Consider the following 25,790-nt stretch of genomic DNA (forward strand, 5'->3'; position numbering starts at 1 on the left):
CGCTCCTACAGGATCTCAAGTGCTCTTACGTGCTGCATCACCCTTGCGTTCTGTCTCTTCACGATCCAGGCCAGCGCGCTGCTTTTGCTGGGATGCCTGCTTCTGCGACCCCTGTTTCTTCGGCGCGCCACTTTCGCTGCGGATCTGCGCGTGGCTGATCAAGGCAAAGATAAAGCTGCCGCCGATGATGTTCCCGGCGAGCGTGGGGCCTGCGAAGACCATCCAGAAATCCTTCCACGGCAGTTCGCCGGCAAACACCAGGTAAGACACCTCGGCCGAACCGACCACGATGTGGGTGAAGTCGCCCAAGGCCATCAGGTACGTGATCATCACGATGATCGCCACTTTGGCTTCTTCCATGGACGCGATCATCCAGACCATCGTGGCGATCATCCAGCCTGAAATGATGCCTTTGGCGAACATGGTGCCGACATCGTTTTCCATGACCTTGCGGCCGATTTCCAGAAAGGCCAGGTCGGTCTTGCTGTCGAAAATCGGCAAGTGCAGCATGACGTAAGCCACCAGCAAGGTGCCGCACAGGTTGCCGACCAGCACCACCGACCACAGCCGTAACAGACGACCGATGTTGCTGAGGGTGAATTTGGTCATCACCGGCAGAACCGCCGTGATGGTGTTTTCGGTAAACAGTTGCTGGCGCGCCAGGATGACCGCCAGAAAGCCCGCGCTGTAACCCAGGCTGGCAATGGCGTGGAAACCTTCGCCGTCCGGCAGCCTGGAGTTGAGCAACCCCATGGCCATCAGGGACAAGCCCATGGTCAGGCCCGCCGCCAGCGCCGACCAGAACAGCGCCGCGACATTGCGCTCCAGTTCCTGATCGCCCTGCATGCGAATGGTCTCGTGCAGGACCGCGGCGCGGGGCGGCTGGTTTTCATCGATGTCGCGCTCTTCTTCGGGCGTGAGGCCCGGGGTCTTGCCGTCTTGTTCGCTGTCCATGGTCGATCTCGGTGTTCTTCAGGGAGGGAACGGCGAGTGCGGCCCGTTGGGGCCTGTGCCGTGCTGAAGGTTCAGACCCGATTCGTTTACCGTCGTTCGCCATGGCCTGCTGCTTGTACGCACGGTTTGTAGATGCGTATGTCGTCGATGGGGGCGTGTCAGGCTCCAACGATGTCGCCGGCATCCCGGATCGCGGGACAAGCCACGCTCTTACAGGTTTCAGTCAGCGAGTCCGGCGCTGTCAATCCGCACCACACCCGCCGCAGCCAGATCCTTCCACGCCTTGTCCAGCGAACCGTTCAGGTCGATGGCCTTGCACGCGTCGGCAATGATCCAGGTATTGAACCCTGCTGCCCGTGCATCCAGCGCCGACCAGGCGACGCAGAAGTCCAGTGCCAGCCCGACCACGAAGACGCTGTCGATGCCACGTTCCTTGAGGTACCCGGCCAGTCCGGTCTGGGTAGTGCGGTCTGCTTCGACGAATGCCGAGTAGCTGTCGATCCCGGCATTGCAGCCCTTGCGCAGAATCAGTTGTGCATGGGGGATATCGAGGTCGGCATGCAACTGCGCGCCATGGGTGCCCTGGACGCAGTGATCCGGCCACAGCGTCTGCGGGCCGTAGGGCAGGGTGATGCTGTCGAACGGGGTACGCCCGGCGTGGCTGGAGGCGAACGAGATGTGATCGACCGGGTGCCAGTCCTGAGTGATCACGACGTTGCGAAACTGCGCGCCGAGGCGGTTGATCACCGGCACCAGCGTATCGCCAGCCGTGACGGCCAGCGCGCCACCGGGCATGAAGTCGTACTGCATGTCGATGACCAGCAGCGCGCTGCGCGGGTCAGAGGGCAAGCGGTTGAGGGAAGCGGTCATCAGCCATGTCCTTGATGAAGTGTTTGAATCAAGTGCAGCCCTGTGGGAGCAGACCCCCACAGGAACTACCCGGTGCCCTCAGGCAAACACCCGAATCGGTGCGCCCGCGTGCCAGGCCTGGATATCCTCGATCATCTGACTGAAGAACATCCGGTAGTTGTTTTCGGTGACGTAACCCACGTGCGGCGTGGCCAGCAGGTTGGGCAGTGTGCGGAAAGGGTGATCCGCCGGCAACGGCTCGACGCTGTACACGTCGAGTGCGGCGCCAGCAATTTTCTTCTGCTTGAGGACTTCGATCAGCGCGTCTTCGTCAACGATCGGCCCGCGCGCGGTGTTCACCAGATACGCGGTCGGCTTCATGCGATTCAACGATTCGGCGTCCACCAGCCCACGGCTGCGATCGCTGAGGACCAGGTTCACCGAGATCACGTCCGATTGCTCGAACAGTGCCTGCTTGCTGACGTAGGTCACGCCGTGTTCGGCGGCGCGCTCTGCGGTCAGGTTTTCGCTCCAGGCGATCACCTTCATGTCAAACGCCAGGGCGTAGCGCGCGATCTTCTGGCCAATGCTGCCCAGCCCGACGATGCCCAGCGTCTTGCCATACAGGTCGCTGCCGATCCCGATCTGCCAGTTTCCGGCACGCAAGGAGTTGGCCTCGTCGACGATGTTGCGCGTAACGGCCATGATCAGTGCCCAGGTCAGTTCCGGGGCGGCGTATTTGTAGCTGTCGGTGCCGACGACGGTGATGCCCAAGCGTGCCGCAGCCTTGAGGTCCAGGGCGGCATTGCGCATGCCGCCAGTCACCAGCAGCTTGAGGTTGGGCAGTTGACTGAGCAGGGCGTCGTCGAAGACCGTGCGTTCGCGCATCACGCAGATCACGCTGAAGTCTTTCAAGCGGGCGGCCAGTGTCGCGGTGTCGGCAGGATAATCGTGAAGGAAGCTGACCTCGCCGATGGGCTTGAGCACTGTCCAGTCCACGACGTTTTCAGCCACGGATTGCCAGTCATCGAGCACGGCGATTCTCAGCGTGGAACCCTGAGTCATATCAGTTAGGCCTCGTTCAAGGAGCACATTGGATGTGTGGCGCTCACAGTACGCCTGAGCCCGTCGGAGTGGAACCCTGAAAGCGCCTGGGATCGAGCTCGGCTTCTGGGCAGTGGCGAGATTTCAAGCGTTATAGGGATACGCTGTGGGAGCGAATTCATTCGCGAAACAGGTTCCAGACGACACAAATACGTTGTCTGTGCCGACGCATCGCGAATGAATTCGCTCCCACAGGGGATGGGTGTCAGGCCTTGAGTGTCGCGGGGCCTGGCCATTGGGCCTAATTAAACAATCCTGCCGCGATGTTGATCGAGAACCCCAGAATAGAGGTGTTGAACAGAAACCCGATCAACGACTGCGCCAGCACCACTTTGCGCAAATTCCGGGTCGCGACACCCACGTCGGAAGTCTGTACCGCCACACTGAGGGTGAACGAGAAGTACAGAAAGTCCCAGTAATCGGGGTTCTGTTCGCCGTCGGCAAAGCGCAGGGCAGCGTCTTCGCCGCTCCAGGTGTAGAACATGCGCGCGTAATGGAGGCTGAAGATCACCCCGATCAACAGCCAGGAGCCGAGGATGGTGAAACCGGTGAAGGCGTAATGCAGCGCTTTGTCGCTGGCACTCATGCCCTTGATCCCGGCGAGCTCCAACACGATGGCGGCAAGGCTGGCGATGGCGGCGACGCAGACCACCATCAGCACCAGTCCGGCATTTTCATCCTCGACCTCGGCGATCCGTCTGACGTCCTCGGCGTTGGATTTGAACGTACGTACCATGATCAGAATCATGTAGATCCACCCGGCGACGTTCCAGGCGATCAGGCATTTGCTGGTCAGGGTGATCTGGGGAGCGATGAACGCAGATGCGATACCGGCCGCAGCACCAAGGGCAGTGGCGATAGTCAGGCGAGGGTGGGTCTGGGTGAGATGGGGCATAGACGACTTCACGGCAGTGATATGCGGCAAACATAGCATGCGCGGATCGACAAGGCGGCAGGGAAGAAAAACGGCGCGCAAGGGGTTACGCGCCGGTCGCCAGTTGGCAATGAACGTGGAACGGTTTCAAACAGCCTCAGCGGCTTAACGCACCAGGCAAGGCTGCTTGTTGTTGAATGACCAGTTGGGAACGAGGAACTGCATGGCCACGCTGTCATCGCGTGCACCCAGGCCCATGCCTTTGTACAGTTCGTGCGCCTTGGCCACCTGGTCCATGTCGATTTCGATGCCCAGACCCGGTTTCTTCGGCACCTGCACATTGCCGCCGACGATCTGCAGCGGCGCCTTGGTCAGACGCTGGCCGTCCTGCCAGATCCAGTGCGTGTCGATCGCAGTGATGTTGCCCGGAGCAGCTGCGGCGGCATGGGTGAACATCGCCAGCGAGATGTCGAAGTGGTTGTTGGAATGCGAACCCCAGGTCAGGCCCCACTCGTTGCACATCTGAGCGACGCGCACCGAACCCTGCATGGTCCAGAAATGCGGGTCGGCCAGCGGGATGTCCACCGATTGCAGTTGAATGGCGTGGCCCATTTCACGCCAGTCGGTGGCGATCATGTTGGTGGCGGTGCGCAGGCCGGTCGCGCGGCGGAACTCGGCCATCACTTCGCGGCCCGAGTAACCGTTTTCAGCGCCGCACGGGTCCTCGGCGTAGGCCAGCACCTTGTGCTGATCGCGGCACAGGCGGATGGCTTCTTTCAGCGACCAGGCGCCGTTCGGGTCCAGGGTAATGCGCGCTTTCGGGAAGCGTTCGGCCAGCGCCGTGACCGCTTCGATCTCGGCATCGCCGCTGAGCACGCCGCCCTTGAGTTTGAAATCTTCAAAACCGTATTGGGCGAACGCTGCTTCGGCCAGGCGGACCACGCCTTCCGGCGTCAGTGCCTCTTCGTGACGTACGCGGAACCACTCGTTGTCGGCGTCGTTCTCGGTGCGGTACGGCAGGTTGGTTTTCTTCTGGTCACCGACGTAGAACAGGTAACCCAGCATCTTCACTTCATCGCGTTGCTGGCCTTCGCCGAGCAGGGCCGCGACCGGCACTTCCAGGTGCTGGCCCAGCAGGTCAAGCACCGCCGCTTCGATGCCGGTGACGGCGTGAATGGTGATGCGCAGGTCGAAGGTCTGCAGGCCGCGGCCACCCGAGTCACGCTCGGCAAAGGTGCGGCGCACGTCGTTGAGGATCTTCTGGTAATTGCCGACGGTGCTGCCGACGACCAGGGAACGGGCGTCTTCCAGCGTTTGGCGGATTTTCTCGCCGCCTGGAATTTCGCCGACGCCGGTGTGGCCCGCGTTGTCCTTCAGAATCACGATATTGCGGGTGAAGTACGGGCCGTGGGCGCCGCTCAGGTTGAGCAGCATGTCGTCGTGGCCTGCAACCGGAATGACGTGCATCTCGGTGATGACTGGGGTGCTGCCGGAGTGCTGTGTGGTCATGGCTAAATCCTTGGGTTTACAGGGCGCCGCGAGGGCGCCGTCAAAACGAGGTTCAGAGTGTCAGGAGTGGCTGGGCGTGGCATCGACCTTCGCCACCGGCACGGCGCCGGGCTTGGGCTGAGTGCGTACGGTGAACACCAGAATCGCCGCGATGATCGAGGTGGCGGTGAGGCCATACAGGCCACCCTGGATTGATCCGGTCTGTTGTTCGAGGATGCCGAAGGTCGTGGGTGCAACGAAGCCGCCCAGGTTGCCCACCGAGTTGATCAGGGCGATGACGCCTGCTGCGATGCGCGCATCGAGATAGCCCTGCGGGATCGGCCAGAACAGCGACGACGCAGATTTGAAGCCCATGGCCGCAAAACAGATTGCCACGAAGGCAAACACCGGACCCCCCGTGGTGGACATGAACATCCCGGCGGCTGCGATCAGCAACGCTGCGGCGACCCAGGCTTGCTGGTGCTTCCACTTGGCGGACAGCGCGGCGAAGCCGTACATGCAGACGATGGCGATGAACCAGGGGATCGAGTTGTACAGCCCGACCTGGAAGTCGCTCAGGTCACCCATCTTCTTGATGATGCTCGGCAGCCAGAAGGTGGCCGCGTAGATCGTCAGCTGAATAAAGAAATACATCAGGCAGAACAGGATGATCTGCGGATCCTTGAGCAGCTTGCCGATGGACAGTTTCACCGGGCTTGCGGCTTCGCGGGCTCGTTGTTCGGCGTCAATCGCGTTGACCAGCGCATCTTTTTCGGCAGCGCTCAGCCATTTGGCGTCGTGCGGCTTGGAGTCCAGCCAGAACCAGACGAAGAAGCACAGCACCACCGAGAACATGCCCTCGATGAAGTACATCCACTGCCAGCCATGGAAACCCAGACCTTCGATCTGCAGCAACAGGCCGGAGAGCGGGCCGGAAATCAGCGAGGCGAACGCGGAACCGCTGAGGAAGATGGCGATGGCCTTGCCGCGCTCCACGCCAGGCAACCAGCGGGTGAAATAATAGATCACGCCCGGAAAGAAGCCGGCTTCGGCAACACCCAGCAGGAAACGCAGGATATAGAAGTGGGTTTCGGTCTGGATAAAGGCCATGCCGCACGCAACCAGGCCCCAGGTGAACATGATCCGCGTCAGCCAGATGCGTGCGCCGACTTTCTGCAGAAGAATGTTGGAGGGCACTTCAAACAGTGCGTAAGCGATGAAAAACAGGCCGGCACCGAAACCATAGGCGGCAGCGCCAATGCCCAGATCGTGTTCCATGTGACTACGAACGAAGCCGATGTTGACCCGGTCGATGTAGTTGACGATGAACATGATGACGAACAAAGGCAGGATGTGGCGTTTGACCTTGGACACCGCTGACAGCAACGCGGAATCGGGGGCGTCATTCACCCGGGATGAGGATGTGTTCACGCTGGTTAACTCCCACTGATTATTTTTATGCGGGTTGTTACTTCGATTGTGTGTGACAAGGTGTGTGCGCCTTGTTGCCAGTCATCATACAAGTACGATGGCGCTCTGCAAGCGATTTTGCGGGACTTGCGGGAAATATTTCGGCGGCATAGGCTTGCCTGTCTGACAAGTTGGATGAGTGCTTTCGCAGGCTTGTGAGGCCCGGATTTGCGAAGGCTGAAGAGGTGGAGGCGGTTGATCGAGGCGCACGGTCCGCGATGTTCTCTTGACCTGTCACATTGAAAAAATACAAGTGAGTCAACGCCGTTTTTTGGCTCATACCCGTCACTGATCGGACAATTTAGTCATGCAAACCTCTGAACGAGCGATTCCCAAGCGCCGCCAGCACAACCTGGCGACCGATCTGGTCACCGACCTCAGCCAGCGCATTCTGATGGGTTCGATCGCACCCGGCGAAAAGCTGCCTTCCGAAAGCGAGATCGTGCGCGAGCACGGCGTCAGTCGCACGGTGGTACGCGAGGCGATCTCCAAGCTTCAGGCGTCGGGGTTGGTGGAAACCCATCAGGGCAAGGGCACGTTCGTCCTTGCCCGCTCGGAGCAGAGCGGGTTGCATTTGAAGGTCGAGACGGCGTTCAGCGTGCGTCACATCATCGAGCTGAGGATGGGTCTCGAAACCCAGGCGGTCGCGCTGGCGGCGCAGCGTCGCACGCCCGATCAACTGACGAAGATGCGCGTGGCGCTGGACGATTATCAGGATTTGCTCGCCAAGGAAGACAGTTGCGTGGAAGCCGACCGGCGTTTTCACCTGTTGATCGCCGAGGCAACCGGCAATCCTTACTTCGTCGAGATCCTGCAGAATCTGGGCAGCGCAGTCATCCCTCGCAGCCGCATCGCTTCAAGCGAACGGGCGGGCAGCAGTCTCACCCATCATGCGTATCTGGCAAACCTCGAACATGAAGCGATACTGGCCGCCATTCGCAGGCAAGACCCGGATGCTGCGCGGGCGGCGATGTGGACGCACCTGAGCAACAGTCGCGAGCGGCTGGCGCCGGTGGAGTGACTGCATCACCGGCGAGCGCCCGAATCCCTGTGGAAGCGAATTCATTCGCGAAAAATTTGCCAGACGACAAGGATGTGTGGCCTGAACCGGCGAATCGCGAATGAATTCGCTCCCACAGTGGAGGCGTGCGGCTTTAATCTGCCGAACCCAAAACCCCCATCATCACGCCCATCTGCCACTCGAAATACGGGTTGAACGTCAGTCGCGCAAAGACCTTGCCCGGTTCGCGATGCCCCCAGTCCGAATACCACACCGGTTCGCCGTTCAAGCATTTTTGCATGTCCTCGGCCTGCTGACCGTTCCAGCAGATTCGCTGTTTCCCGTCCTTGCCGTACAGGGGATCATCCGGTGAAAACATCAAACCCATGTGCGAGAACTGGGCGATGCGGTTTTGCGGCAGGTAGTCATTGCGCACCAGCACCCGGGGCGTTTTCGCGGCGGTTGCGGGGGTGTCGCCGTACCAGATCAACCGACTCTCCGGGTGGCTGAATCGTGTATTGAACGAGTCGAGTACATACGCGGTGTCGAGCACCGAGTCGTGCTGGGTAATCGCGATAAATACGGGCTTGCTGTAGGGGCGGTCCGCCAGATGGTCCTGCGCCAGTTGCGCACTGCGGTAGAACTGGGCGAAGCCGTTGGTGGGCACATTCAGGTAACGCACTGGCGTTTGCATGGGACGGACACCGTCATTCGGACTCGCCAGCCAGGGCCGAAACCAGCCGATATATTGCGTGAGCCAGGCGTAGGTGTTTTCCGGCCTGAAGGCAGGGGAAAACAGCACCAATCCCTCAATTTCCGGGTGCTCGTAGGCGTAATCCAGCACCAGATTGGCACCAGTGGAAAAACCGCCGAGATACACTGCGGGCACCTCGCTTTTCATGATTTGCGCCTGCTCGCGCACCACCTGCTGCCATTGCTTCAAGGTCACATCGAGCATGTCCGCAGGCTTGCTGCCGTGCCCAGGCAACAAGACCGTGCGCACCAGAAATCCCTGCTCGGCGAGCGTTTGCCCGACATCGTTAAACGAAAAAGGTGAATCCCCAAGGCCATGCACCAGAAGAATGCCTCGCTTGGCAATGCCACGGGGCCGCCATTCACGAGGGGCATTCCACGACAGCTCCGCATTGTGGTCGTCGGTCTGAAACGTACGATTGGCCTGGAGCCACTCGAGGGTCTGTTGACGATACCCGGCAAAACTCGCCTGACCCAGCGGCACATCACTGGAGGCGCAGGCTTGCAGGGTGAGCAGTGAGAGGAGCAGGGCTAGGCGCGGTAGAGGCAAGTGGAAGTCTCGCAGGCTGGAGGTGGCAAAGCAGCAGTCGTTCTAAACGTCCAGTTGGTCAGGACGGATTCCGAAGGCCTTGGCAATCTTTTCACGTGTGGCTTTACGGGGGCGTGCTACCGACTCCTGTTGCGCATACGCCGGTTGCGAGATACCGAGCCTTGTCGCGACTTCTTCCTGCGTCAGGTCCAGGTGTTCTCGCCAAGCCCTGATAGGAGTGGAACCGTCGACGATCTGACTGACGACTTCATGCGGAATAAGATCATTCCCGCCGTGCTGATGGACGTATTCGTCATAAGGAATGACCACGAAGGCAGGTTTACCATCGGGACCGTTGATTATCTGAACGTTATTAGTAGGTGCGCTCATCGCGTTTCTTTATCTCCTGAATACTGACGATTTTGATGCCGCCGTCCCAATCGAACAGGACCCGATAATCGCCCACCCGCAGTCTGTATCCATAAGCGTGATTGGCCAGGTTTTTTACATTGACGACGTTGGGCATTTCTTCCAGTCGGGTGATTGCATCCCTGATCTGAACCTGATGTCGCGAATGCAATTTGAGGAGCTGTTTCACGGCCTTCCTTGTCCATGCGATCCTGTTCATAAGCTCCTATAAGACTTAAATAAGTCTACTGTTGATATTACTTATAGTGAGCCGGCCATGCTAGCGGTCAATCGCACTCAGACCAAGAATCAGGCAGACTCCCCCAACCAATAAAAACATGTCGTGATGTGTATGAATCTTCAATCGCCTCGCTCGAAGGACGTGCCCCATGTTTGCCCTTGATCATGCCCTGGCCCAGGACATCGTCGATCGGGCAATGGCGATCCTGCCGTGCAATGTCAACGTGATGGATTACCTGGGCATCATCATTGGCAGCGGTGAGGCCGAGCGGTTGTATACGCGTCATGAGGGCGCTCAATTGGTGTTGGCCAACAGCCGCGTGGTGGAGATCGATTCGCACACGGCCAAGCAGTTAAACGGCGTCCGACCAGGCGTGAACCTGCCGCTGATGCTGGATCAAAAGCTGGTCGGGGTATTGGGCATCACCGGCGAACCGGACCAGGTACGGGTGTACGCCGAGTTGGTCAGGATGACCGCCGAGATGCTCATGGAGCACCGTCGTCAGCAGGCCGATCAACAGTGGCGGCATCAGCGCAGCGAAGACCTGCTGTCGCGGCTGCTGTTGGGTGACAGTGCGCTGCACTTGATCGACGAGGCGGAACAATTCGGGTTGCAGCCGCAGTTGCCGCGTCAGGCCGTGCTGATCGAGCTGCCGTCAGAGGCGGCGTATGCCGGGCAGCTTGCGGCGTGGCTCAACGGCCGTTATGCCAACAGCTGGTGCGTGTCCTGCGAGCCCAGCCTGGTGTATTGGTGCCGCGCGGTCGGTAAAGACCGCGATGACGCGCTGCTGCTGGAACAGTTCGATGAGCAAGGCTGGCCGGTGTTGCGCATGGCGACGGTCGACCCTTCGGCGGATCTTGAGTCGCTGCGCAACGCCTGCGCCGCGGCCCGCGACCTGCTCGATTACGCCCGCCACGTTCAGCCGCAACAAAAACTGCTGCGCCTGGCGACTCACCGGCTGTCGGTGCTGTTCTGGCGCAACCGGCATGACTGGCTGGCCGAGGGCGTGGCCGAGCCGGTCATGAAATTGCAGGGCAACGGGCAATTGCTCGATACCTTGCGCGCCTGGTTCGATTACAGCGGCGAAAGCCAGGCCTGCGCCGATGCGTTGGGCATTCATCGCAACAGTTTGCGTTACCGGCTGGAGAAAGTGGCCGAGGTTAGCGGCTGCGACCCGTATCGCACCGATGACCTGTTGCGGCTGTACCTGGGCATGCAGATGGTGGCGCGGTGAAGCCGCGCGCGTGATGTTTTGTTCGGATGAACAACAGGATGGCTTGGCCGTTGTGCGAAGGTCAGGCGGAAAACATGGCCGGTAGTGAGAAGATCGCGACTATCGAACAAGGAGAACACCATGAAAATCGTCATTGCCCCGGATTCCTTCAAGGACAGCCTCAGCGCGCAAGGTGTGGCTCAAGCGATCGCTGCGGGTCTGCGTGACGTCTGGCCGGATGCACAGCTGATGGAATGCCCCATGGCCGATGGTGGTGAAGGCACCATCGAGGCGGTGCTGGCGGCGTGCGACGGGCAATGGATGAAAAACCGGGTGACCGGACCGCTGGGTCAGCCGGTGGAGGCGCAGTGGGGCTGGCTGGCCGACACCCGCACCGCCATCATCGAAATGGCCATGGCCAGCGGCTTGCAGTTGCTGACCCTGGAGCAGCGCGACGCCACGGTCACGACCACCTACGGCACCGGCGAGCTGATCGCCGCCGCGCTGGAGGCTGGCGCTCAGCGCATCATCCTGGCCATTGGTGGCAGCGCGACCAACGATGCGGGAACCGGCATGCTGTCGGCCCTCGGCGCGCGTTTTCTGGACAGCAATGACGAACCCTTGCCGCCGGGCGGGTTGGCGCTGAGCAAGGTCGTGCGGATCGAGATCGAGCACATGGACCCGCGCCTCAAGGATGTCCAATTCCAGGTCGCCGCTGACGTCAACAACCCGCTCTGCGGTGCGCAAGGCGCCTCTCATATCTTTGGGCCACAAAAAGGCGCGTCGCCTGAGCAGGTCCTGGCGCTGGATGCCGCGCTGGGTCACTTCGCCAAACAATCAGCCCGCGTGCTGGGCAAGGACGACAGTGAGCATCCCGGCAGTGGCGCCGCAGGGGGCATGGGCTTTGCGGCCAAGGCCTATCTCAACGCGTCGTTCCGGCCTGGCGTGGAAGTGGTGGCCGATCTCACCGGTCTGGCAGACGCCCTGGAAGGGGCCGATCTGGTGATCACCGGGGAAGGGCGTTTCGACGCCCAGACCTTGCGCGGCAAGACGCCTTTCGGTGTCGCCAAAATCGCCGGACGCGCGAACGTCCCTGTGATTGTACTGGCGGGCACACTGGGCGACGGTTATGCCGATCTCTACGAACACGGCATCAGCGCCGCCTTCGCCCTGACCAGTGGCCCGATGACGCTGGACCAGGCCTGTCGCAATGCCGCGACATTGCTGCATGACCGTGCTCGGGATCTGGCGCGCGTGTGGGCGCTGGCCGCGCGCTAGGCGTTCGACGCCGCCACTCATCATTCGCGGCGATCCATGGCGTACCGGCCAGGCCGACCGCAGGCATGAGCGTTTGGGTGGTTGTCATGAATGCGAGAGGTCGCCGTTGTTATTGTTGAAAGCGACCTTTCTCGTACAGCGGCTGGGGCCTGCGAATCAGTTGTCGCCCAGGCAGGCGTTGCCGTTGGTTTCGTAGCGCAGGGTGTGCGCCTTGCCCATGTGGTCCACATAACCCAGGTCCACCGGACGTACGCCGCAGAAGTTCAGCTTCGGTGCCTTGGTTACTTCGGCGATGTCGACCTGGGTGCCGTAGGTGTATTCCTGAACCTGCGGCATGTTCTTCACGTCGGCGTTCGCGGTCAGTGCGAAGCTGCTCAGCGCGGTCAGAGTCAGGGCGATCAGTGTGGTTTTCATGGTGGGCTTCCTCATATCGAGTGGATGACTTTCTTGAGCCCGTATGACGAAGCGCGGCGAGGGTTATTCCATACGCCAGAATATCTTTGTGCCCATGCAATAATCCGTGGGTTGAGCGTGTTCGCGAACGCAGCGGCGCAGCAAACAGATAACTGCCTGATGTCCGCCTGCTTCGCGAGCACGCTCGCAGGTGCGGGGTCTGGATACAACGTTGTGTATCGACGCGGACCCTGTAGGAGCCGTCCGAGGTGACGAGGGTCTGGGCCGCACTTCGGACGAATGCGGCGGGTCATTCACCGACGATGCCGCTGACCCACTGCATTGTTCAGCAAGCTGACTTCCCCAGGATAATCGCCATTGGCCGCAGGGCTTTACGACTGCTTCAGCTTCTCCAGCACCTGCTCGGTCGTCCACAACGCACTGGCGATGAACCGGAAGTTGATCAGCGCGGCATGGTAACCATCGCCTTCGGGTATTTGCGGGGCGGCGGTCGCATCACGTACCACAGCGACTTCGAAGCCTTGCTCGACCAGATCGCGCAGGTGAGATTCGACGCACAGGTTGGCGGCCATGCCGGCAAGAATCACCTGAGACACGCCTTTCTTGCGCAGTTGCAGGGTCAGGTCGTTGGTTTGCGGGCTGTACACTTTGTGCGGCGAACAGATGATGGTCTTGCCGTCGAGAATGAAAGGCTTGAACTGCGGCATGAAGTCAGCGCCGGAACTGTCGAAGCCGCTCAGGTCAAGCGGCGAAGCGCGGTCGAACATGCCGATGTCGTGCATCATTTTTTCCAGCGGTCCGCCGTGCTCCCACTCATGGTCGCAAGGGTAGTAATAGTGCGGCGAGATGGCGACCGCGATGCCGGCGTTCCTGGCGGCTTCGAACAGTTGGCCCAGGTGACCGACCACACCATTTTCAGTGACGCTGTTGCCCACCAGCGGCCAGGCCACGCCTTCGGGGCTTAGAAAGTCGACCTGCGGGTCGATCACGACCAACGCCGTGCGCGACAGGTCGAGCTTCATGCCGACCTCAGGCAATGCAGGGTTGATGGGGTCTTGATAGATCGCTTTGACGCTGTCGGGATGGCTGGAATCAGTGCTCATTGTGAGGCTCCTCGGATTGGAATAACCTCTTGCGGGCTCGGCCGACAGGTGCGCGGTGGTGGCCAGCAAGGAGGGTTATCCTCGACCAATGCGCCGCGGGAGTTTTGTCCCGGCGTCCGCCTTTTTTGCCCGAAGTGACTCAATGGACGCGTTATCCGAGTTTTTCGACCGAATCCACATGAACGGACGGCTGTTTTACGCCGGGACCGTGTTCGACACCCTGGACATCAACAAGCCCGACGGCACGGCCTTTATTCATATCGTGGAGAACGGTGGGCTGGATCTGATTCGTCCCGGACATCCGCGTATCGTTCTGGACGGACCGACGGTGTTGCTGTGTCCGAGCACCTGCCGCTACGCGCTGCAACCGACCACTGAACAGGGCGCCGAGATCCTCTGCGCGACGTTCGAGTTCGGGGTGAGCATGGGGCGTTCGTTTCCGCTGGGGGTGACCGACACGCTGGTGTTCCCGTTCAGGGACATTGATTCTGTGGTGCCCGTGATCCAGGCGTTGCTGGCCGAGTTCAGAGGGCAGCGTGCCGGGCATCGCAAAGGCTTGAGCGTGCTGTTCGAATACATTCTGATCGTGCTGGTGAGGCGGGCAATCGAGACCGGCATGATTGCCAGAGGCGGGCTGATCGCCATCCTCGATCCTCAACTGGGTAAGGCCATCAACGAGATTCACCTGAACCCCGACCGCGACTGGAGCCTCAAGGATTTGGCGCAAGTGGCCTGCATGTCGCGGAGCAAATTCTCGGCGCAGTTCCTCAAGGTGGTGGGCGTGTCGCCCATCGCCTACCTCACCGGCTGGCGGATGAAACTGGCCCGGGACCTGATGAAGCAGGGTGTGAAGCTGAAGGTCATTGCCGCATCGGTGGGCTACAGCTCACAGGCGGCGCTGACCCGTGCGTTCGTGCTGGAAATGGGCCTGCCGCCTGGGGAATGGCTCAAGCGGCAAGACTGATCAGGCGACGCTCAGTTGCACTGTCGGGATGGGCTTGCGCATCAACGTGCCCACCAGCACCGCGGCGAACAGACCGACGATTCCTGCGACCCACAACACCGATGCGAATCCCGTCACAAACGCCTGCTGCGCCAGCGGCTGAACCACCTCGCGAGCGCCGGCACTGACGGATTGCAAGGCAGCCGTCATGTCCCCGGCCACCACGCGGGACGCAATGAATTCGGCCTGATCAAGCCAGGCGGGCGCAGTGTTGTGCAGGTTGATGTCCAGCGCATTCAAGGTGTGGCTTGCGAGCAGCGCACCGTAAATGCCGACCGCCAGCATGATCGCGCTAAAACGCATGGTGGTGCTCATGCCCGACGCCATGCCGGTGCGTTCGCGGGGCACGCAGGCCATGATGTTTTTCTGCGTGTCCCCGTTGAGCAGACCTGCACCGGCGCCGGTCACCGCCATGGCCAGTGCAAACGCCGGGTAGCCGCCGATTGACGTTGCCCAGGCGCACAACAGGTTGCCGGCGCTGACCAGCGTCAGCCCCAACGCCATCATCGCCGCCGGCGACAGATGGCGCGACAGTCCTGGTCCCAGACGCGGGAAAAACAGCATGGTGATTGCGAACGGCAACATGCCAAGCCCTGAATCAATCGCGCTGAAACCCAGACCGTTCTGAAGGTAGAACGGAAGCAATGTCATCATCACCTGCGCGCACCCAGCGTAGGCAAACATCCCCAACAGTGCGCCGACGAACCTGGGCGATTTGAACAGCTGTAAGTCCACCATCGGGCGGCGTTGCACACGTTCAGCCAGAAAAAACAGTGCCAGCAGCAGGCCGCCGCCCATCAGGCGGGCAAAGGTCAGCGGGTTCTCCCAGCCGATCCGGTTGGCCTCGATCAGGCCCCAGATCAGGCTCAGCAGACTGGCACTGAAAAACAGGCTGCCCCACGGGTCGAGGCGCGCCGATTGTTCGTTGCGTGATTCACCGATGTTGCGCATCACCATGCTGAGCAGGATCAGGCCGACCGGCAGGTTGAGAAAGAAAATCCAGCGCCAGCCGAGCAGCTCGGCGATCAATCCGCCCACCGTCGGCGCAGCGGTCATCGCCACGCCCATGCACGCGCCCCAAAACGCCCAGGCCTTGGCCCGCTCGGCCTCGTCATGGAAGACATGGCCGATCGTCGCCAGTGCCGAGGTCAGCAGCAGGGCTGCACCGACGCCTTTGATGGCACGTGCAATGTCGAGCAGCAGGATAGTCGGCGCCGCGCCGCAGCCGACCGACGCCAGAATGAACAGCACCAGGCCGGTGAGCAGCATCTTCTTGCGTCCGAACCGGTCGGCGAGGCTGCCCGCAGGCAGCAGCAATGCCGCAAAGGCCAGCATGTAGGCGCTGACCACCCACTCAATGTCGGCGAACCCGGCGCCGAGGTCGCGCGCAATACTGGGCAGCGTCACCGCAACGATGTTGGTGTCGAGCACGATCAGCGAACACACGCCGGAGGCGGTGAGCAGTGTCATGCGAGGGCTGATGATTCGGGCGCTGGCTGACGGCATGGCGATGACTCCGGCGACAACTTAGGTTCTAGCTAATGTTTGCGATACTGGTCTGCAGGCTCACGCCTATTCTGGATTGGCCGCGGGTTCACAATACCGCTGGATGGCCTATGCTTCGTTACCCGAACCGAACGTTTTTATTACCTTTCAGGTAACGACCGATGGAAATTCGTCACTTTCGCTACTTTCTTGCCGTCGCCCGGCACCGACACTTCACCCGGGCAGCCGAGCAGTTGGGCATCGCGCCCCCCACGCTGACCCGGCAGATTCAAGACCTCGAAAGCGCGCTGGGCACTCGACTGTTCGTGCGCGAGCAACGGGAAGTCCGCCTGACCGATGCCGGTCGCGCCTTGCAGATCGAAGCGGAGCTGGCCGTGCGGCAATTCGAAACGGCGCAATACAACGTGCAGCGCGCCGGGCGTGGCGAGGCGGGGAGAATCGAGCTGGGGTATGTCGCGTCTGCGGTGTTCTCAGGTGTGCTGCAGCGTCAGGTCGGAGAGTTTCGCCAGCGCTACGCCGATGTCGATTTCATCCTCACCGAGTACCTCATGCCGGCCTTGCCCCGGATGATCGAAGAAGGGCGGCTGGACGTGGGCCTCATTCGTTCGCCCATGAGCCTGCCGGAGTCCGTCAGCGCGGTGAAGCTGCTGACCGAGGGCTTTGCTCTGGCGCTCCCGGCCAGCGCCTGGCTGTGCAAGCTCAAGGTGATCAACGCCATACACTTGCAGGCGGAGACATTCATCCTTCCCGAACAGATCTCCGGAACACTGGAAGTCGCCGCCCAAGGCGGCTTCGCCCCGACGCTGGGCCCGCAGCCCGGCGGTCTGGTGTCGGTGATTGCCTTGGTGAGTCTCGGGCAGGGCGTGGCGGTGGTACCGGAGTCAGTGGTCGATCACATCACCTTGCCGAACGTCGTATTCAGGCGCATCGAAGACTGTCAGCCGACCTCGTACCTGTCATTGATCCACCGGCGCTACGAGAAAGCGCCGGCGGTCACGCGCTTCATCGAGCACGTAAAAGCGTCTCGCGAGCGGTGATCAAGCGTGTCGGGCCAACAGGCCTTTTAGCACGCTCTCAAGGCCGACACGGCCTTTGCGCGGCAGGCCTTCGAAGCGAATCCAGCCTTCGTTGAAACCGTCGAGCATCTGCATGCGCGGCACCGGGTTGCTCATGCCTTGCGAGGTGAACAGTGCGTGCCAGGTCTCCCGAGGAACGACTTGCATGGTCACCGGCTTGCCCAGCAGTTCAGTGAACGTTTCGGCGATCTGATTGGGCGTGACGTGTTGCTCGCCCTCCAGTTCGACGATGCGTTTGCCGAACCACTGTTCCTGCAACAACTCGGCCGCGACGCGACCGACATCGGCCGTGGCAATCATCGGTACGGGCTTGTCCAGCGGTTGTAAAAAGCTTGGGATCACGCCGGTCTGAACGGCGGGCTCGACGTCCCACACGCAGTTTTCCATGAACCAACCGGGCCGCAGAAACGTCACGGGCAGTTCAAGCGAACTCAGGCGTTGTTCCAGGTATTGCAGTTGATTCAGCAGATTAGCCTGAGTGGCTTGGGCGCCGATGGTGGAGAGGCACACGACTTTGCCGGGACGAGCCGCGGCCAAGGCATCATGCAGGTGGGCGATGACCTTGCGGGTTTCTGGAAACCCTTCGGACGGTGAGAAATTGGGTGGCAACAGGACGAACACCGCCGTGCTGTTCTGAAAAGCCTGCGTCAAAGCAGACAGGTCGTCCACGTCGGCGATTGCGACATCGCAACCTTGCCTGGCCCAAGGCTGGCCTTTCTCGGCACTGCGCACCACCGCGCGCACCGGCTTGCCCGCTGCCAACAGGTGACGCGCGACTTCGCTGCCCACTTGCCCGGTGACGCCCATGATTGTGTACATGCTCAATACCTCATCGAGGGCGACCTCGCGTCGCCGATTCGGGCAGTATTACGCCGGCGTGGTTGATTCTCCGATAGCATGAGTGTCATTGAATGCATGCCAAGGAGTCACTAATGAGTTTTGACGGACGTTTGGCGAGCGGGATGGGGGTTCTGTCGGCCGTGGTCGATACCGGCAGTTTTGTGAAAGCGGCCGATGTGCTCGACATGACCCAGTCAGGCGTGAGCCGCGCCATTGCTCGCCTGGAGGCCCGGCTGGGCATTCGGCTGTTTGATCGCACCACGCGCTCAGTCAAGTTGACCGATGAGGGGCGACGGTTGTATGAGGACATCGCGCCGCTGCTGGCCGGCTTGGAAGAGGCAGCGACACTGGCGTCAGGCAGTGCCACGGCGGTACGAGGGCGTCTGCGGGTCAACGTTGATCCGTATTTTTCCCGGCTGATTCTGGCGCCGGCGCTGGGCGACTTCATGGCGACTTATCCTGAACTGGAACTGGATCTGCTGACTCGCGAGCAACTGGGCGATCTGGTTGCCGATGGGGTCGATCTGGCGGTGCGGTTTGGCGAGCAACCGTCGTCTTCGCTGATCGGGCGACAGTTACTCAAGACCCGCGTCTTGACTGTGGCATCGCCGGCTTACCTGAAAAAGCACGGTCGGCCAAAGCATCCCACCGACCTCGAAAGCCCCGAACATGTGTGTATCGATTTTCGGGATTCGCAGACCGGACGGCCGTTTCCGTGGGAATTTCATCGGGGCGCCGAGCGACTCATCGTCAATACGCGCGGGCGCCTGATGGTCAATGATGTGGGTACGATGCACCGCATCTGCGAAGAAGGGCAGGCCGTGGCGCAGGTGCTGGAGCTGGGGGTAGAGGCCGCGATCAGCGACGGACGGCTGATCGAGCTGTTTGCGGACTGGCCGGACGAGTACTTCCCACTGTACGCGTTGTACCCGTCTCGGCATTTGCCGCCGGCGAAAGTGCGCGCCTTTCTGGAATTCGTGGTCGCGCTGAGCCGCTGATTCCTCCCGCTGATGGGCTTAGCCTTTGGCGGCCTCTCCAGCTTCTTCGTCCATGCGGTCGGACTCGAACAGTTCCGCCAGTTCGGTTCTGGCCTCCAGCGCACTCTGCATGACTTTCGCGGCGTCGTCGTAGATCAGGTGCTGGCGATTGAGCACCTGTTCGTCGTGACGCTTGAACCGGGCGATGCGCGCGGCCGCCTGCGCTTCGCTCAAGCCCAGGCCGATCAGTGTGCGGCGGGTCATCTCAAGGCTGGAGTAGAAGGTTTCCCGCACGGCTTGCGCATCCAGGTCTATCAGACGATGGACGTGCTGGCGGTTACGCGCCCGGGCAATGATCTTCAGGTGCGGGTACAGCTTGCGCACCAACTCGGCGGTCTTGATGTTGGTGTCCGGATCGTCGGTGGCAATGACGAAATACTCGGCCTGATCAACCTTGGCCGCGCGCAGGATCTCCGGGCGCAACGGGTCGCCGTAAAACACCGGCACATTACCGAAGCTTCGGGTGAACTCGATGGTTTCCACCGACGTGTCCAGCGCCACGAACGGAATCTTCTGTGCGCGCAGGATACGCGCGACGATCTGGCCCATCCGGCCCATGCCGGCAATGACGACGCGAGGGTTGTCGGATTCGATTTCGCGGTATTCATCCGGCACGGGTTTGTGCACTGGCTTGGGCTTGAGCCAGCGCGCCAGGACCAGCAGCAACAGCGGAGTCAGCGCCATCGACAGGGTGATGGTCAGCACCAGCGTGTCGTACAGGCCCGCATCGAACAGACCTTTGTCACGACCGATCTGGAACACCACAAAGGCGAACTCACCACCGGCGGCCAGCACCAAACCAAGGCGCAACGCGCTTTGCTTGCCCAGACCACCGGCCAGACGACCGACCACAAACAGCAAGGGCAGCTTGAGGCCGATCAGCAAAAGGGTCAGACCTAGCACGAGAATCGGCGAACTGAACAACAATCCAATATTGGCGCCCATGCCGACGCTGATGAAAAACAGGCCCAACAGTAGCCCTTTGAACGGCTCGATCTGTGATTCAAGCTCATGGCGGTATTCCGAGTCAGCCAGCAGCAGGCCGGCCAGAAACGCGCCCAAGGCCATGGACACGCCGACCAGGTCCATCAGCCATGCCGTACCGATTACCACCAGCAACGCCGTGGCGGTGGACACTTCCTGCAGCTTGGTCTTGGCGACGATGCGAAACACCGGGCGCAGCAAGTAGCGACCGCCGACCACCACGATGGCGATGCCGCCCAGCACTTGCAGGGCGTGACGCAATGAGTCGCTGGAGGTGGCGTTGTGATCGCCACCCGCGAGCATCGGCACCAAGGCAATCAGCGGGATGGCGGCGATGTCCTGGAACAGCAAAATGGCGAAGGCGAGGCGGCCGTGCGGCGCGTTCAGTTCCTTGCGCTCGGCCAGGCTTTGCAGCCCGAACGCCGTCGATGACAACGCCAGGCCCAGACCCAGTACGACCGCGCTGTTCAGAGGCTGGCCGAAGCCGAAGAGGGCGACGGCGCCGATCACGACACCGGTGAGCAGCACCTGCGCCAGGCCAACCCCAAACACCGATTTACGCATGACCCAAAGCCGTTTTGGCGACAGCTCAAGCCCGATGATGAACAGCAGCAGGACTACGCCCAGCTCGGAGATGTGCGAAACGCTCTCCAGATCGCCGATCAGGCCGAGGCCTGCGGGACCGATGATCACGCCTGCGATCAGGTAACCGATGACCGCGCCCAGTTGCAGCCGTTTGGCCAGCGGTACGGTCACAACGGCGGCGAGCAGGAACACGACTGCAACCTGCAGCGGGCTGCCTTCATGGGGCATTGGGGACTCCTTAACAAAAACAGTGAAATTTCCTACACAACTGGGCGTATTAAACCACGTCATAGTGACAAGGAACGCCGACCGAGACGCTTCGCCGCAGGTTCGGCCGGCGCTTCGGGGTGCCAGCAGCGCTTCGAGGGCGTAACATGTCGGGCGCATTCGCGTCGCGCACACGATTTCGACCGTTTTCAGGAAACCGCAATGACCAACAAACAGCGTCTTATTTATTCGATCATCATCGCCCTGAGCGTGCTGGTCATCATGCTCGGCCTGTCGCACCTGCAGACTATCGGCGTGCTCGACGAGAAGACCTTCCAGTACATCGCCATTTTCGTCGCGGTGGTGGTTGTCGTCCTGAACGGCGTCTTGCGTCGCAAGGTCAAGCGCTGATTGCGGACACCTCATTCCGGCCACGTTTCTTTGACCGGTTTTCGGCGGGATCGGGCGTTTTTCTGCGCCCGCCAGAGGACTGCATCACTCGGTTACACAACCTCGCCTGAACTATTTTTTTCTCCGGGAACTCCAAAAATTCGCATGTCATAAAGCCCGCGAAGGGAAATGGAGTTCAAACATGATTAAACAACTTACCGCTGCCGTCCTTGCCACCGCTGCACTGACCACTGCTCAATTTGCCTTGGCAGACAAACCCGCCCCGGGTTGGATCACCATCGAAAAAGCGATCGAGAAGGCCAAGTCGGCGGGCTACACCGAGATCTACAAGATCGAAGCGGACGACCATGGTTACTGGGAAGGTGAGGGTCGCAAGGCGGACAGCCTGACGTATGAGTTCCGCATCGACGCCACCTCCGGCAACGTGTTGCGCGACCAGAAAGACTGATTCGACGGCGCTCAGCCGCTCGTTCGCGTCACCCGCGGGAACATCGCGCGATGTTCTCGCTCTGTGGCTTCCTGGCTTTACTCCTCCCATCGAATCCGACACCCTTGCCATCCTATTTCACGTCAGCAGGAAGCGGCGCATGAGTGTGCGGATCGAATTCAAAAGCAATCCAGACGAAGATGAACGCCTACAGATCCTTGAACCGCTCAAAGCGTACAACGCTGAGAAAGCGGGTGATGGGTTGTCGGAAAAGTTCGCGTTCTTTGTGCGAGACGAGAACACCGATGCGGTCTTGGGTGGTTTGCATGGACGGATCCTTTACCGCTGGCTGTTCATCGAATTGCTGGTCGTCCCCGAACAGGCGCGTGGGCAGCGGATGGGCAGCCAGTTGATGGACAGGGCCGAAGCATTTGCCCGTGAGCGGAACTGCGTCGGGATCTGGCTCGATACCTTCGATTTCCAGGCACCGGAGTTCTATCGCAAACACGGCTATGAGGAATTCGGCCATCTGGATGACTACCCGCCGGGCCACCAGCGCCTGTTCTTCCAGAAACGGTTGATGCCGTTGGTGAAGTGATCGGCGTTTACGCCGATCGCCCTGCCACAAGCCGATCAGTTACCGGAAACGCGCCGGACTGTAAGGCGCTGGATCGGTAAACGTCGGCTTGCCCGTCATCATGTCCGCCAGCAGTCGTCCCGTCACCGGCCCGAGCGTCAAGCCATGATGAGCATGGCCGAAGTTGAACCACAGACCCGGATGACGGGGCGCCTCACCGATGACCGGGCGCATGTCGGGCAAGCACGGCCTGCGCCCCAGCCACGGTTCGGCGTCCAGGCGCTCACCCAGCGGATAAAGCTGGCGCGCGATGGCTTCGCAGCGACGCAGCTGAATCTCGTTGGCGGGCGCATCACTGGCCGCGAACTCAACCCCGGTGGTCAGCCGAATGCCACGTGCCATGGGCGCCAGCACATAACCCGCCTGCGCGTCGATCACGGAGTGCTCCAGCGTGGCGCCTGGTTGTGACGCGTAGTGCATGTGATAGCCACGCTTGATCGCCAGCGGAATGCGATACCCGAACCGCGAAAACACGTCCGCCGATTGTGGACCCAACGCCACGACCACCTGCCGGGAATTGACCACCCCGTCCTCACTGTCGACCCGCCAACCTTCAGCCTGCTGACGCAGGCTGCGTGCATCACCTTTGAGCAGCACGCCGCCACGTTGCACAAACAAGGCGGCGTAACCGCGCACCAACGCACCGGGATCGGTCACGCTTTTCGGGTCGAGCCAATGGATGCCGCCCACGGCGCCGCTGAGGTTTGGCTCCCGATCACGTAATTGAACCGCATCGAGGATGTCGTAGCGCAATCCGTACGCAGCGTAGGTTTTAGCATCGGCGACGGCCAGATCGAATTCGCGCTGATCGCGGTAGAACTCGATCCAACCTTTGGCGCGCATCAAACCGGTCATGCCCGACGCCTCTGCCAGCAGGTCATGCTCCGTGACGCAGCGCTCGATCAGCGGCAGCATGGCGCGGCTTGCCTTGGCCAGGTTGTCGGGCGAAGACTGCCGCCAGTATTGCAGCAGCCAGGGCGCGAGGCGTGGCAGAAAAACAGGGCTGAAGCGCATCGACGACTGCTGGTTGAGACCGTAGCGCAGCAGGCGCGACCATTCGCGAGGGAACGCATAGGGAATGATGCTGGAACGCTCGATCAGGCCCGCGTTGCCATGACTGGTGCCCCGGCCGGGTTCGTCACGATCAAGCAAGATGACGCTCTGGCCTGCGGCTTGCAGGTGCAGTGCGGAACAGACGCCGACAATACCGGCGCCGAGAACGAGGGTCTGACAATCCATGGATCGATCCTTAATCGGCTGAAGGCGAACGTGAGGCAGTCGCCGTCGCGCAGTTTACCCATTTGCTGGCGCACAGTACTCTCCAGACGCTTACGTTCTGTTCGGCTTCCACTTCCAATAATCACACCGGAGCTTCAGATGTCTTCACCCCGCGATCCCGTAGACACCCAGTCGATTTCCTTCAGCGACCTGACCGAACTGCTGCGCCAGATATTCGTGCGCCACGGCACATCGGCTGAGGTGGCGGCCGTTTTGGCCGAAAACTGCGCCAGTGCGGAACGCGACGGGTCGCACAGTCACGGGATCTTTCGAATCAAGGGTTACCTGTCGTCACTGGCGGCAGGTTGGGTCGATGGCCAGGCCGTGCCGAAGGTCGAGGATGTCGGTGCCGGTTTCGTGCGGGTGGACGCAGGCGGTGGCTTTGCCCAGCCTGCGATGCAAGCCGCCAAGGCGCTGCTGATCGAGAAAGCACGCACGGCCGGCATTGCAATCCTGGCGATCCGCAACTCGCACCATTTCGCCGCGCTGTGGCCAGACGTCGAGCCTTTCGCTCAGGAAGGGCTGGTGGCGTTGAGCGTGGTCAACAGCATGACTTGCGTGGTCCCTCATGATGCGCAAAAACCGTTGTTCGGCACCAACCCGATTGCTTTCGCTGCGCCTCGTGCAGGGGGCCAGCCTATTGTTTTCGACATGGCGACCAGCGCCATTGCCCATGGCGACGTGCAGATTGCCGCGAGGGAAGGGCGCATGTTGCCACCGGGCATGGGCGTGGATCGCGCCGGACAGCCAACCGAAGACCCCAAGGCGATCCTGGACGGCGGCGCCCTCTTGCCCTTCGGCGGTTACAAAGGGTCGGCGTTGTCGATGATGGTCGAGCTGCTGTCTGCCGCATTGACCGGCGGCAACTTCTCATTCGGTTTTGACATGTCCACCAAACCGGGCGCGCAAACCCCATGGACCGGCCAGATGATCATCGTCATTGATCCGGACAAGGGCGGCGGTCACGCGTTTGCCGAGCGCAGCGAAGAACTGGTCAGGCAGATGCACGATGTGGGTCAGCAGCGCATGCCCGGCGATCGCCGGTACCGGCAGCGTGAACAATCCCTGGCAGAGGGAATCGTGCTGTCGACAGATGATTTGAATCGTCTCAGGGCACTTGCCAGCGTTTAAGCCCGCAGTATTGGCAGCCTGCCCGGACGCTTCAGAACAACCGGGCTTTCCTGGGCGACGTTCAGGCGCATCAGATGCTGGCTGTCGAGGGCCTCGTTGGACGATTTGCTGGCGTTGCCACATGGCATGGCCAGTGCGCTGGCACTGACAGCGGCCAGAATCAATGTCACCAGTAACGCGATGATGGTTTTCATGGTTTAGCCTCGCAAACAGGCGAAAGCGCTCCCGAAAGGCGGCGCTTATGAACCTTTGCAGGCTATGTCCCAGAGCCGTCCTGGCGTTATTCGAATACTGCCCCGTTCTTGCCTGATGCTGCTTCGTAGTGCTGACCATCGATGTCGACTGCTGAGAGAACAGGCTTTGTCGATCCACGACATCGGGCGACCGCTCGTCGAATCATGACTTGCGTTTAGAGGGCGATGAAAATACTGTATGTTTAAACAGTATTCAGTGAAAAGGGATCGACCATGCTCATGAATCAAGCCGAAACCAGCATTGCATTCAACGTCCAGGCCGCAGAGCCTACCTTCAGCAGCGTCTGGGGTAATGAGATGCAGCGCGAAGACTTCCTTGCCCTTGCAGCGGGAGTGCGTCAGCTCAGCGCCAGCCAGGTGGACCTGGCGTTCGTTTCGAACAACGAATTTTTTTCAGGTGGGCACGGGCCATCTGCGGCGGAATGATTCCCCCGCACATCGCTCGACAGGACTAAGGTATTGGACAGGATCCGGTTAGTAGCGCAGTGCAGTTGAGTGGCGGGCTCAGTGCTTCTGAGCCGATGCGGCTGCCACGGCAATCTGAAGCGCCGGCGCTTGGGTCTGATCGGCCTCCGGCTGACGCGCCTTGCCTGTTTTGATCAGGCTCAGGGCAATCAGAGTGCCTATTACGGATAGAACGCACCAACCGAGCAAAAATGTAATCACGTCTGGTCTCCGAACTGCAAAAATCGGGTTGCCATGAAAAATGACAAGCTCTCCATCCGAATCTATCGGC

General features: G+C 60.8%; 27 protein-coding genes. 11 read left to right on the top strand and 16 right to left on the bottom strand.

Annotated elements, in window-relative coordinates; translation table 11 throughout:
• Positions 1–15: 15 nt before the first annotated feature.
• From ABDX87_RS25535 to ABDX87_RS25560, 6 genes are all read right to left on the bottom strand, one after another.
• Entirely contained in the window at positions 16–954 is a 939-nt protein-coding gene (locus tag ABDX87_RS25535; RefSeq protein ID WP_346830385.1) for a formate/nitrite transporter family protein, read from the bottom strand.
• Positions 955–1,173: 219 nt separating this feature from the next.
• Positions 1,174–1,824 (bottom strand): bifunctional nicotinamidase/pyrazinamidase, encoded by a 651-nt coding sequence (pncA, locus tag ABDX87_RS25540; RefSeq protein ID WP_346830386.1) that lies wholly within the window; start codon positions 1,822–1,824, stop codon positions 1,174–1,176.
• A 78-nt stretch (positions 1,825–1,902) separates the two neighbouring features.
• The gene (locus tag ABDX87_RS25545; protein ID WP_346830387.1) at positions 1,903–2,868 is read right to left on the bottom strand and encodes a D-2-hydroxyacid dehydrogenase family protein; all 966 of its coding nucleotides are present in this window, start codon (positions 2,866–2,868) and stop codon (positions 1,903–1,905) included.
• Between the two features lie 280 nt (positions 2,869–3,148).
• Complete coding sequence (locus ABDX87_RS25550; protein ID WP_346830388.1) at positions 3,149–3,802, bottom strand: DUF1345 domain-containing protein; 654 nt, start codon at positions 3,800–3,802, stop codon at positions 3,149–3,151.
• A 144-nt stretch (positions 3,803–3,946) separates the two neighbouring features.
• Complete coding sequence (gudD, locus tag ABDX87_RS25555; RefSeq protein WP_346830389.1) at positions 3,947–5,290, bottom strand: glucarate dehydratase; 1,344 nt, start codon at positions 5,288–5,290, stop codon at positions 3,947–3,949.
• Between the two features lie 60 nt (positions 5,291–5,350).
• Positions 5,351–6,700 carry an MFS transporter gene (locus ABDX87_RS25560; protein ID WP_346830390.1) on the bottom strand — a complete coding sequence of 450 codons (1,350 nt, stop codon included), beginning with the start codon at positions 6,698–6,700 and terminating at the stop codon, positions 5,351–5,353.
• 346 nt (positions 6,701–7,046) lie between these two features.
• Here ABDX87_RS25560 and ABDX87_RS25565 point away from each other — a divergent pair, with 346 nt between their 5' ends.
• Positions 7,047–7,760: a FadR/GntR family transcriptional regulator gene (locus tag ABDX87_RS25565; RefSeq protein ID WP_346830391.1), complete on the top strand. Its 714-nt coding sequence runs from the start codon at positions 7,047–7,049 to the stop codon at positions 7,758–7,760.
• 133 nt (positions 7,761–7,893) lie between these two features.
• On the opposite strand, the gene ABDX87_RS25570 is transcribed toward ABDX87_RS25565, so the two are convergent.
• The 3 genes from ABDX87_RS25570 to ABDX87_RS25580 are packed head-to-tail and all read right to left on the bottom strand — an operon-like array spanning position 7,894 to position 9,649.
• On the bottom strand, positions 7,894–9,042 hold the full coding sequence (locus tag ABDX87_RS25570; protein WP_346830392.1) for an alpha/beta fold hydrolase: 1,149 nt from the start codon (positions 9,040–9,042) through the stop codon (positions 7,894–7,896).
• Positions 9,043–9,084: 42 nt separating this feature from the next.
• Complete coding sequence (locus ABDX87_RS25575) at positions 9,085–9,411, bottom strand: helix-turn-helix domain-containing protein (RefSeq protein ID WP_346830393.1); 327 nt, start codon at positions 9,409–9,411, stop codon at positions 9,085–9,087.
• Positions 9,395–9,649, bottom strand: coding sequence for a type II toxin-antitoxin system RelE family toxin (locus ABDX87_RS25580; RefSeq protein WP_346830394.1), 255 nt, complete (start codon positions 9,647–9,649; stop codon positions 9,395–9,397). The genes ABDX87_RS25575 and ABDX87_RS25580 overlap by 17 nt, the downstream gene beginning before the upstream one ends.
• A gap of 169 nt (positions 9,650–9,818) precedes the next feature.
• On the opposite strand from ABDX87_RS25580, the gene ABDX87_RS25585 reads away from it, so the two are divergent.
• Both ABDX87_RS25585 and ABDX87_RS25590 read left to right on the top strand, forming a co-directional pair.
• Positions 9,819–10,904 (top strand): sugar diacid recognition domain-containing protein, encoded by a 1,086-nt coding sequence (locus tag ABDX87_RS25585; protein WP_346830395.1) that lies wholly within the window; start codon positions 9,819–9,821, stop codon positions 10,902–10,904.
• A gap of 120 nt (positions 10,905–11,024) precedes the next feature.
• On the top strand, positions 11,025–12,161 hold the full coding sequence (locus ABDX87_RS25590; protein ID WP_346830396.1) for a glycerate kinase: 1,137 nt from the start codon (positions 11,025–11,027) through the stop codon (positions 12,159–12,161).
• Between the two features lie 156 nt (positions 12,162–12,317).
• On the opposite strand, the gene ABDX87_RS25595 is transcribed toward ABDX87_RS25590, so the two are convergent.
• Positions 12,318–12,575: a DUF2790 domain-containing protein gene (locus ABDX87_RS25595; RefSeq protein ID WP_346830397.1), complete on the bottom strand. Its 258-nt coding sequence runs from the start codon at positions 12,573–12,575 to the stop codon at positions 12,318–12,320.
• A 371-nt stretch (positions 12,576–12,946) separates the two neighbouring features.
• The gene (locus tag ABDX87_RS25600) at positions 12,947–13,678 is read right to left on the bottom strand and encodes a cysteine hydrolase family protein (protein WP_346830398.1); all 732 of its coding nucleotides are present in this window, start codon (positions 13,676–13,678) and stop codon (positions 12,947–12,949) included.
• 142 nt (positions 13,679–13,820) lie between these two features.
• Between ABDX87_RS25600 and ABDX87_RS25605 the strand changes: the two genes are divergently transcribed.
• Positions 13,821–14,642 (top strand): helix-turn-helix domain-containing protein, encoded by an 822-nt coding sequence (locus ABDX87_RS25605; RefSeq protein WP_346830399.1) that lies wholly within the window; start codon positions 13,821–13,823, stop codon positions 14,640–14,642.
• On the opposite strand, the gene ABDX87_RS25610 is transcribed toward ABDX87_RS25605, so the two are convergent.
• Positions 14,643–16,187: an MFS transporter gene (locus ABDX87_RS25610; protein ID WP_346830400.1), complete on the bottom strand. Its 1,545-nt coding sequence runs from the start codon at positions 16,185–16,187 to the stop codon at positions 14,643–14,645.
• Positions 16,188–16,348: 161 nt separating this feature from the next.
• Between ABDX87_RS25610 and ABDX87_RS25615 the strand changes: the two genes are divergently transcribed.
• The gene (locus tag ABDX87_RS25615; RefSeq protein ID WP_346830401.1) at positions 16,349–17,224 is read left to right on the top strand and encodes a LysR family transcriptional regulator; all 876 of its coding nucleotides are present in this window, start codon (positions 16,349–16,351) and stop codon (positions 17,222–17,224) included.
• Here the strand turns inward: ABDX87_RS25615 and ABDX87_RS25620 are convergent, their stop codons facing one another.
• Positions 17,225–18,082, bottom strand: coding sequence for an NmrA family NAD(P)-binding protein (locus ABDX87_RS25620; RefSeq protein WP_346830402.1), 858 nt, complete (start codon positions 18,080–18,082; stop codon positions 17,225–17,227). It abuts the gene before it with no gap.
• Positions 18,083–18,195: 113 nt separating this feature from the next.
• Here ABDX87_RS25620 and ABDX87_RS25625 point away from each other — a divergent pair, with 113 nt between their 5' ends.
• The gene (locus tag ABDX87_RS25625; RefSeq protein WP_346830403.1) at positions 18,196–19,101 is read left to right on the top strand and encodes a LysR family transcriptional regulator; all 906 of its coding nucleotides are present in this window, start codon (positions 18,196–18,198) and stop codon (positions 19,099–19,101) included.
• Between the two features lie 18 nt (positions 19,102–19,119).
• Here the strand turns inward: ABDX87_RS25625 and ABDX87_RS25630 are convergent, their stop codons facing one another.
• Positions 19,120–20,937, bottom strand: coding sequence for a monovalent cation:proton antiporter-2 (CPA2) family protein (locus ABDX87_RS25630; RefSeq protein ID WP_346830404.1), 1,818 nt, complete (start codon positions 20,935–20,937; stop codon positions 19,120–19,122).
• 201 nt (positions 20,938–21,138) lie between these two features.
• Here ABDX87_RS25630 and ABDX87_RS25635 point away from each other — a divergent pair, with 201 nt between their 5' ends.
• From ABDX87_RS25635 to ABDX87_RS25645, 3 genes are all read left to right on the top strand, one after another.
• Positions 21,139–21,327 (top strand): hypothetical protein, encoded by a 189-nt coding sequence (locus ABDX87_RS25635; RefSeq protein ID WP_062387252.1) that lies wholly within the window; start codon positions 21,139–21,141, stop codon positions 21,325–21,327.
• A gap of 181 nt (positions 21,328–21,508) precedes the next feature.
• Entirely contained in the window at positions 21,509–21,775 is a 267-nt protein-coding gene (locus ABDX87_RS25640) for a PepSY domain-containing protein (RefSeq protein ID WP_346830405.1), read from the top strand.
• A 139-nt stretch (positions 21,776–21,914) separates the two neighbouring features.
• The gene (locus ABDX87_RS25645) at positions 21,915–22,352 is read left to right on the top strand and encodes a GNAT family N-acetyltransferase (protein ID WP_346830406.1); all 438 of its coding nucleotides are present in this window, start codon (positions 21,915–21,917) and stop codon (positions 22,350–22,352) included.
• Positions 22,353–22,391: 39 nt separating this feature from the next.
• Here ABDX87_RS25645 and ABDX87_RS25650 read toward each other — a convergent pair whose 3' ends face one another.
• Positions 22,392–23,630 (bottom strand): NAD(P)/FAD-dependent oxidoreductase, encoded by a 1,239-nt coding sequence (locus ABDX87_RS25650; protein WP_346830407.1) that lies wholly within the window; start codon positions 23,628–23,630, stop codon positions 22,392–22,394.
• Positions 23,631–23,768: 138 nt separating this feature from the next.
• On the opposite strand from ABDX87_RS25650, the gene ABDX87_RS25655 reads away from it, so the two are divergent.
• Positions 23,769–24,800, top strand: coding sequence for an Ldh family oxidoreductase (locus ABDX87_RS25655; protein WP_346830408.1), 1,032 nt, complete (start codon positions 23,769–23,771; stop codon positions 24,798–24,800).
• Here the strand turns inward: ABDX87_RS25655 and ABDX87_RS25660 are convergent.
• On the bottom strand, positions 24,797–24,994 hold the full coding sequence (locus tag ABDX87_RS25660) for a hypothetical protein (protein ID WP_346830409.1): 198 nt from the start codon (positions 24,992–24,994) through the stop codon (positions 24,797–24,799). The genes ABDX87_RS25655 and ABDX87_RS25660 overlap by 4 nt on opposite strands.
• Before the next feature lie 273 nt (positions 24,995–25,267).
• On the opposite strand from ABDX87_RS25660, the gene ABDX87_RS25665 reads away from it, so the two are divergent.
• Positions 25,268–25,480, top strand: a complete 213-nt coding sequence (locus ABDX87_RS25665; protein ID WP_346830410.1) for a hypothetical protein — start codon at positions 25,268–25,270, stop codon at positions 25,478–25,480.
• The last annotated feature ends 310 nt before the right edge of the window (positions 25,481–25,790 follow it).

Source organism: Pseudomonas abietaniphila (assembly GCF_039697315.1).
Classification (GTDB): Bacteria; Pseudomonadota; Gammaproteobacteria; order Pseudomonadales; family Pseudomonadaceae; genus Aquipseudomonas; species Aquipseudomonas abietaniphila_B.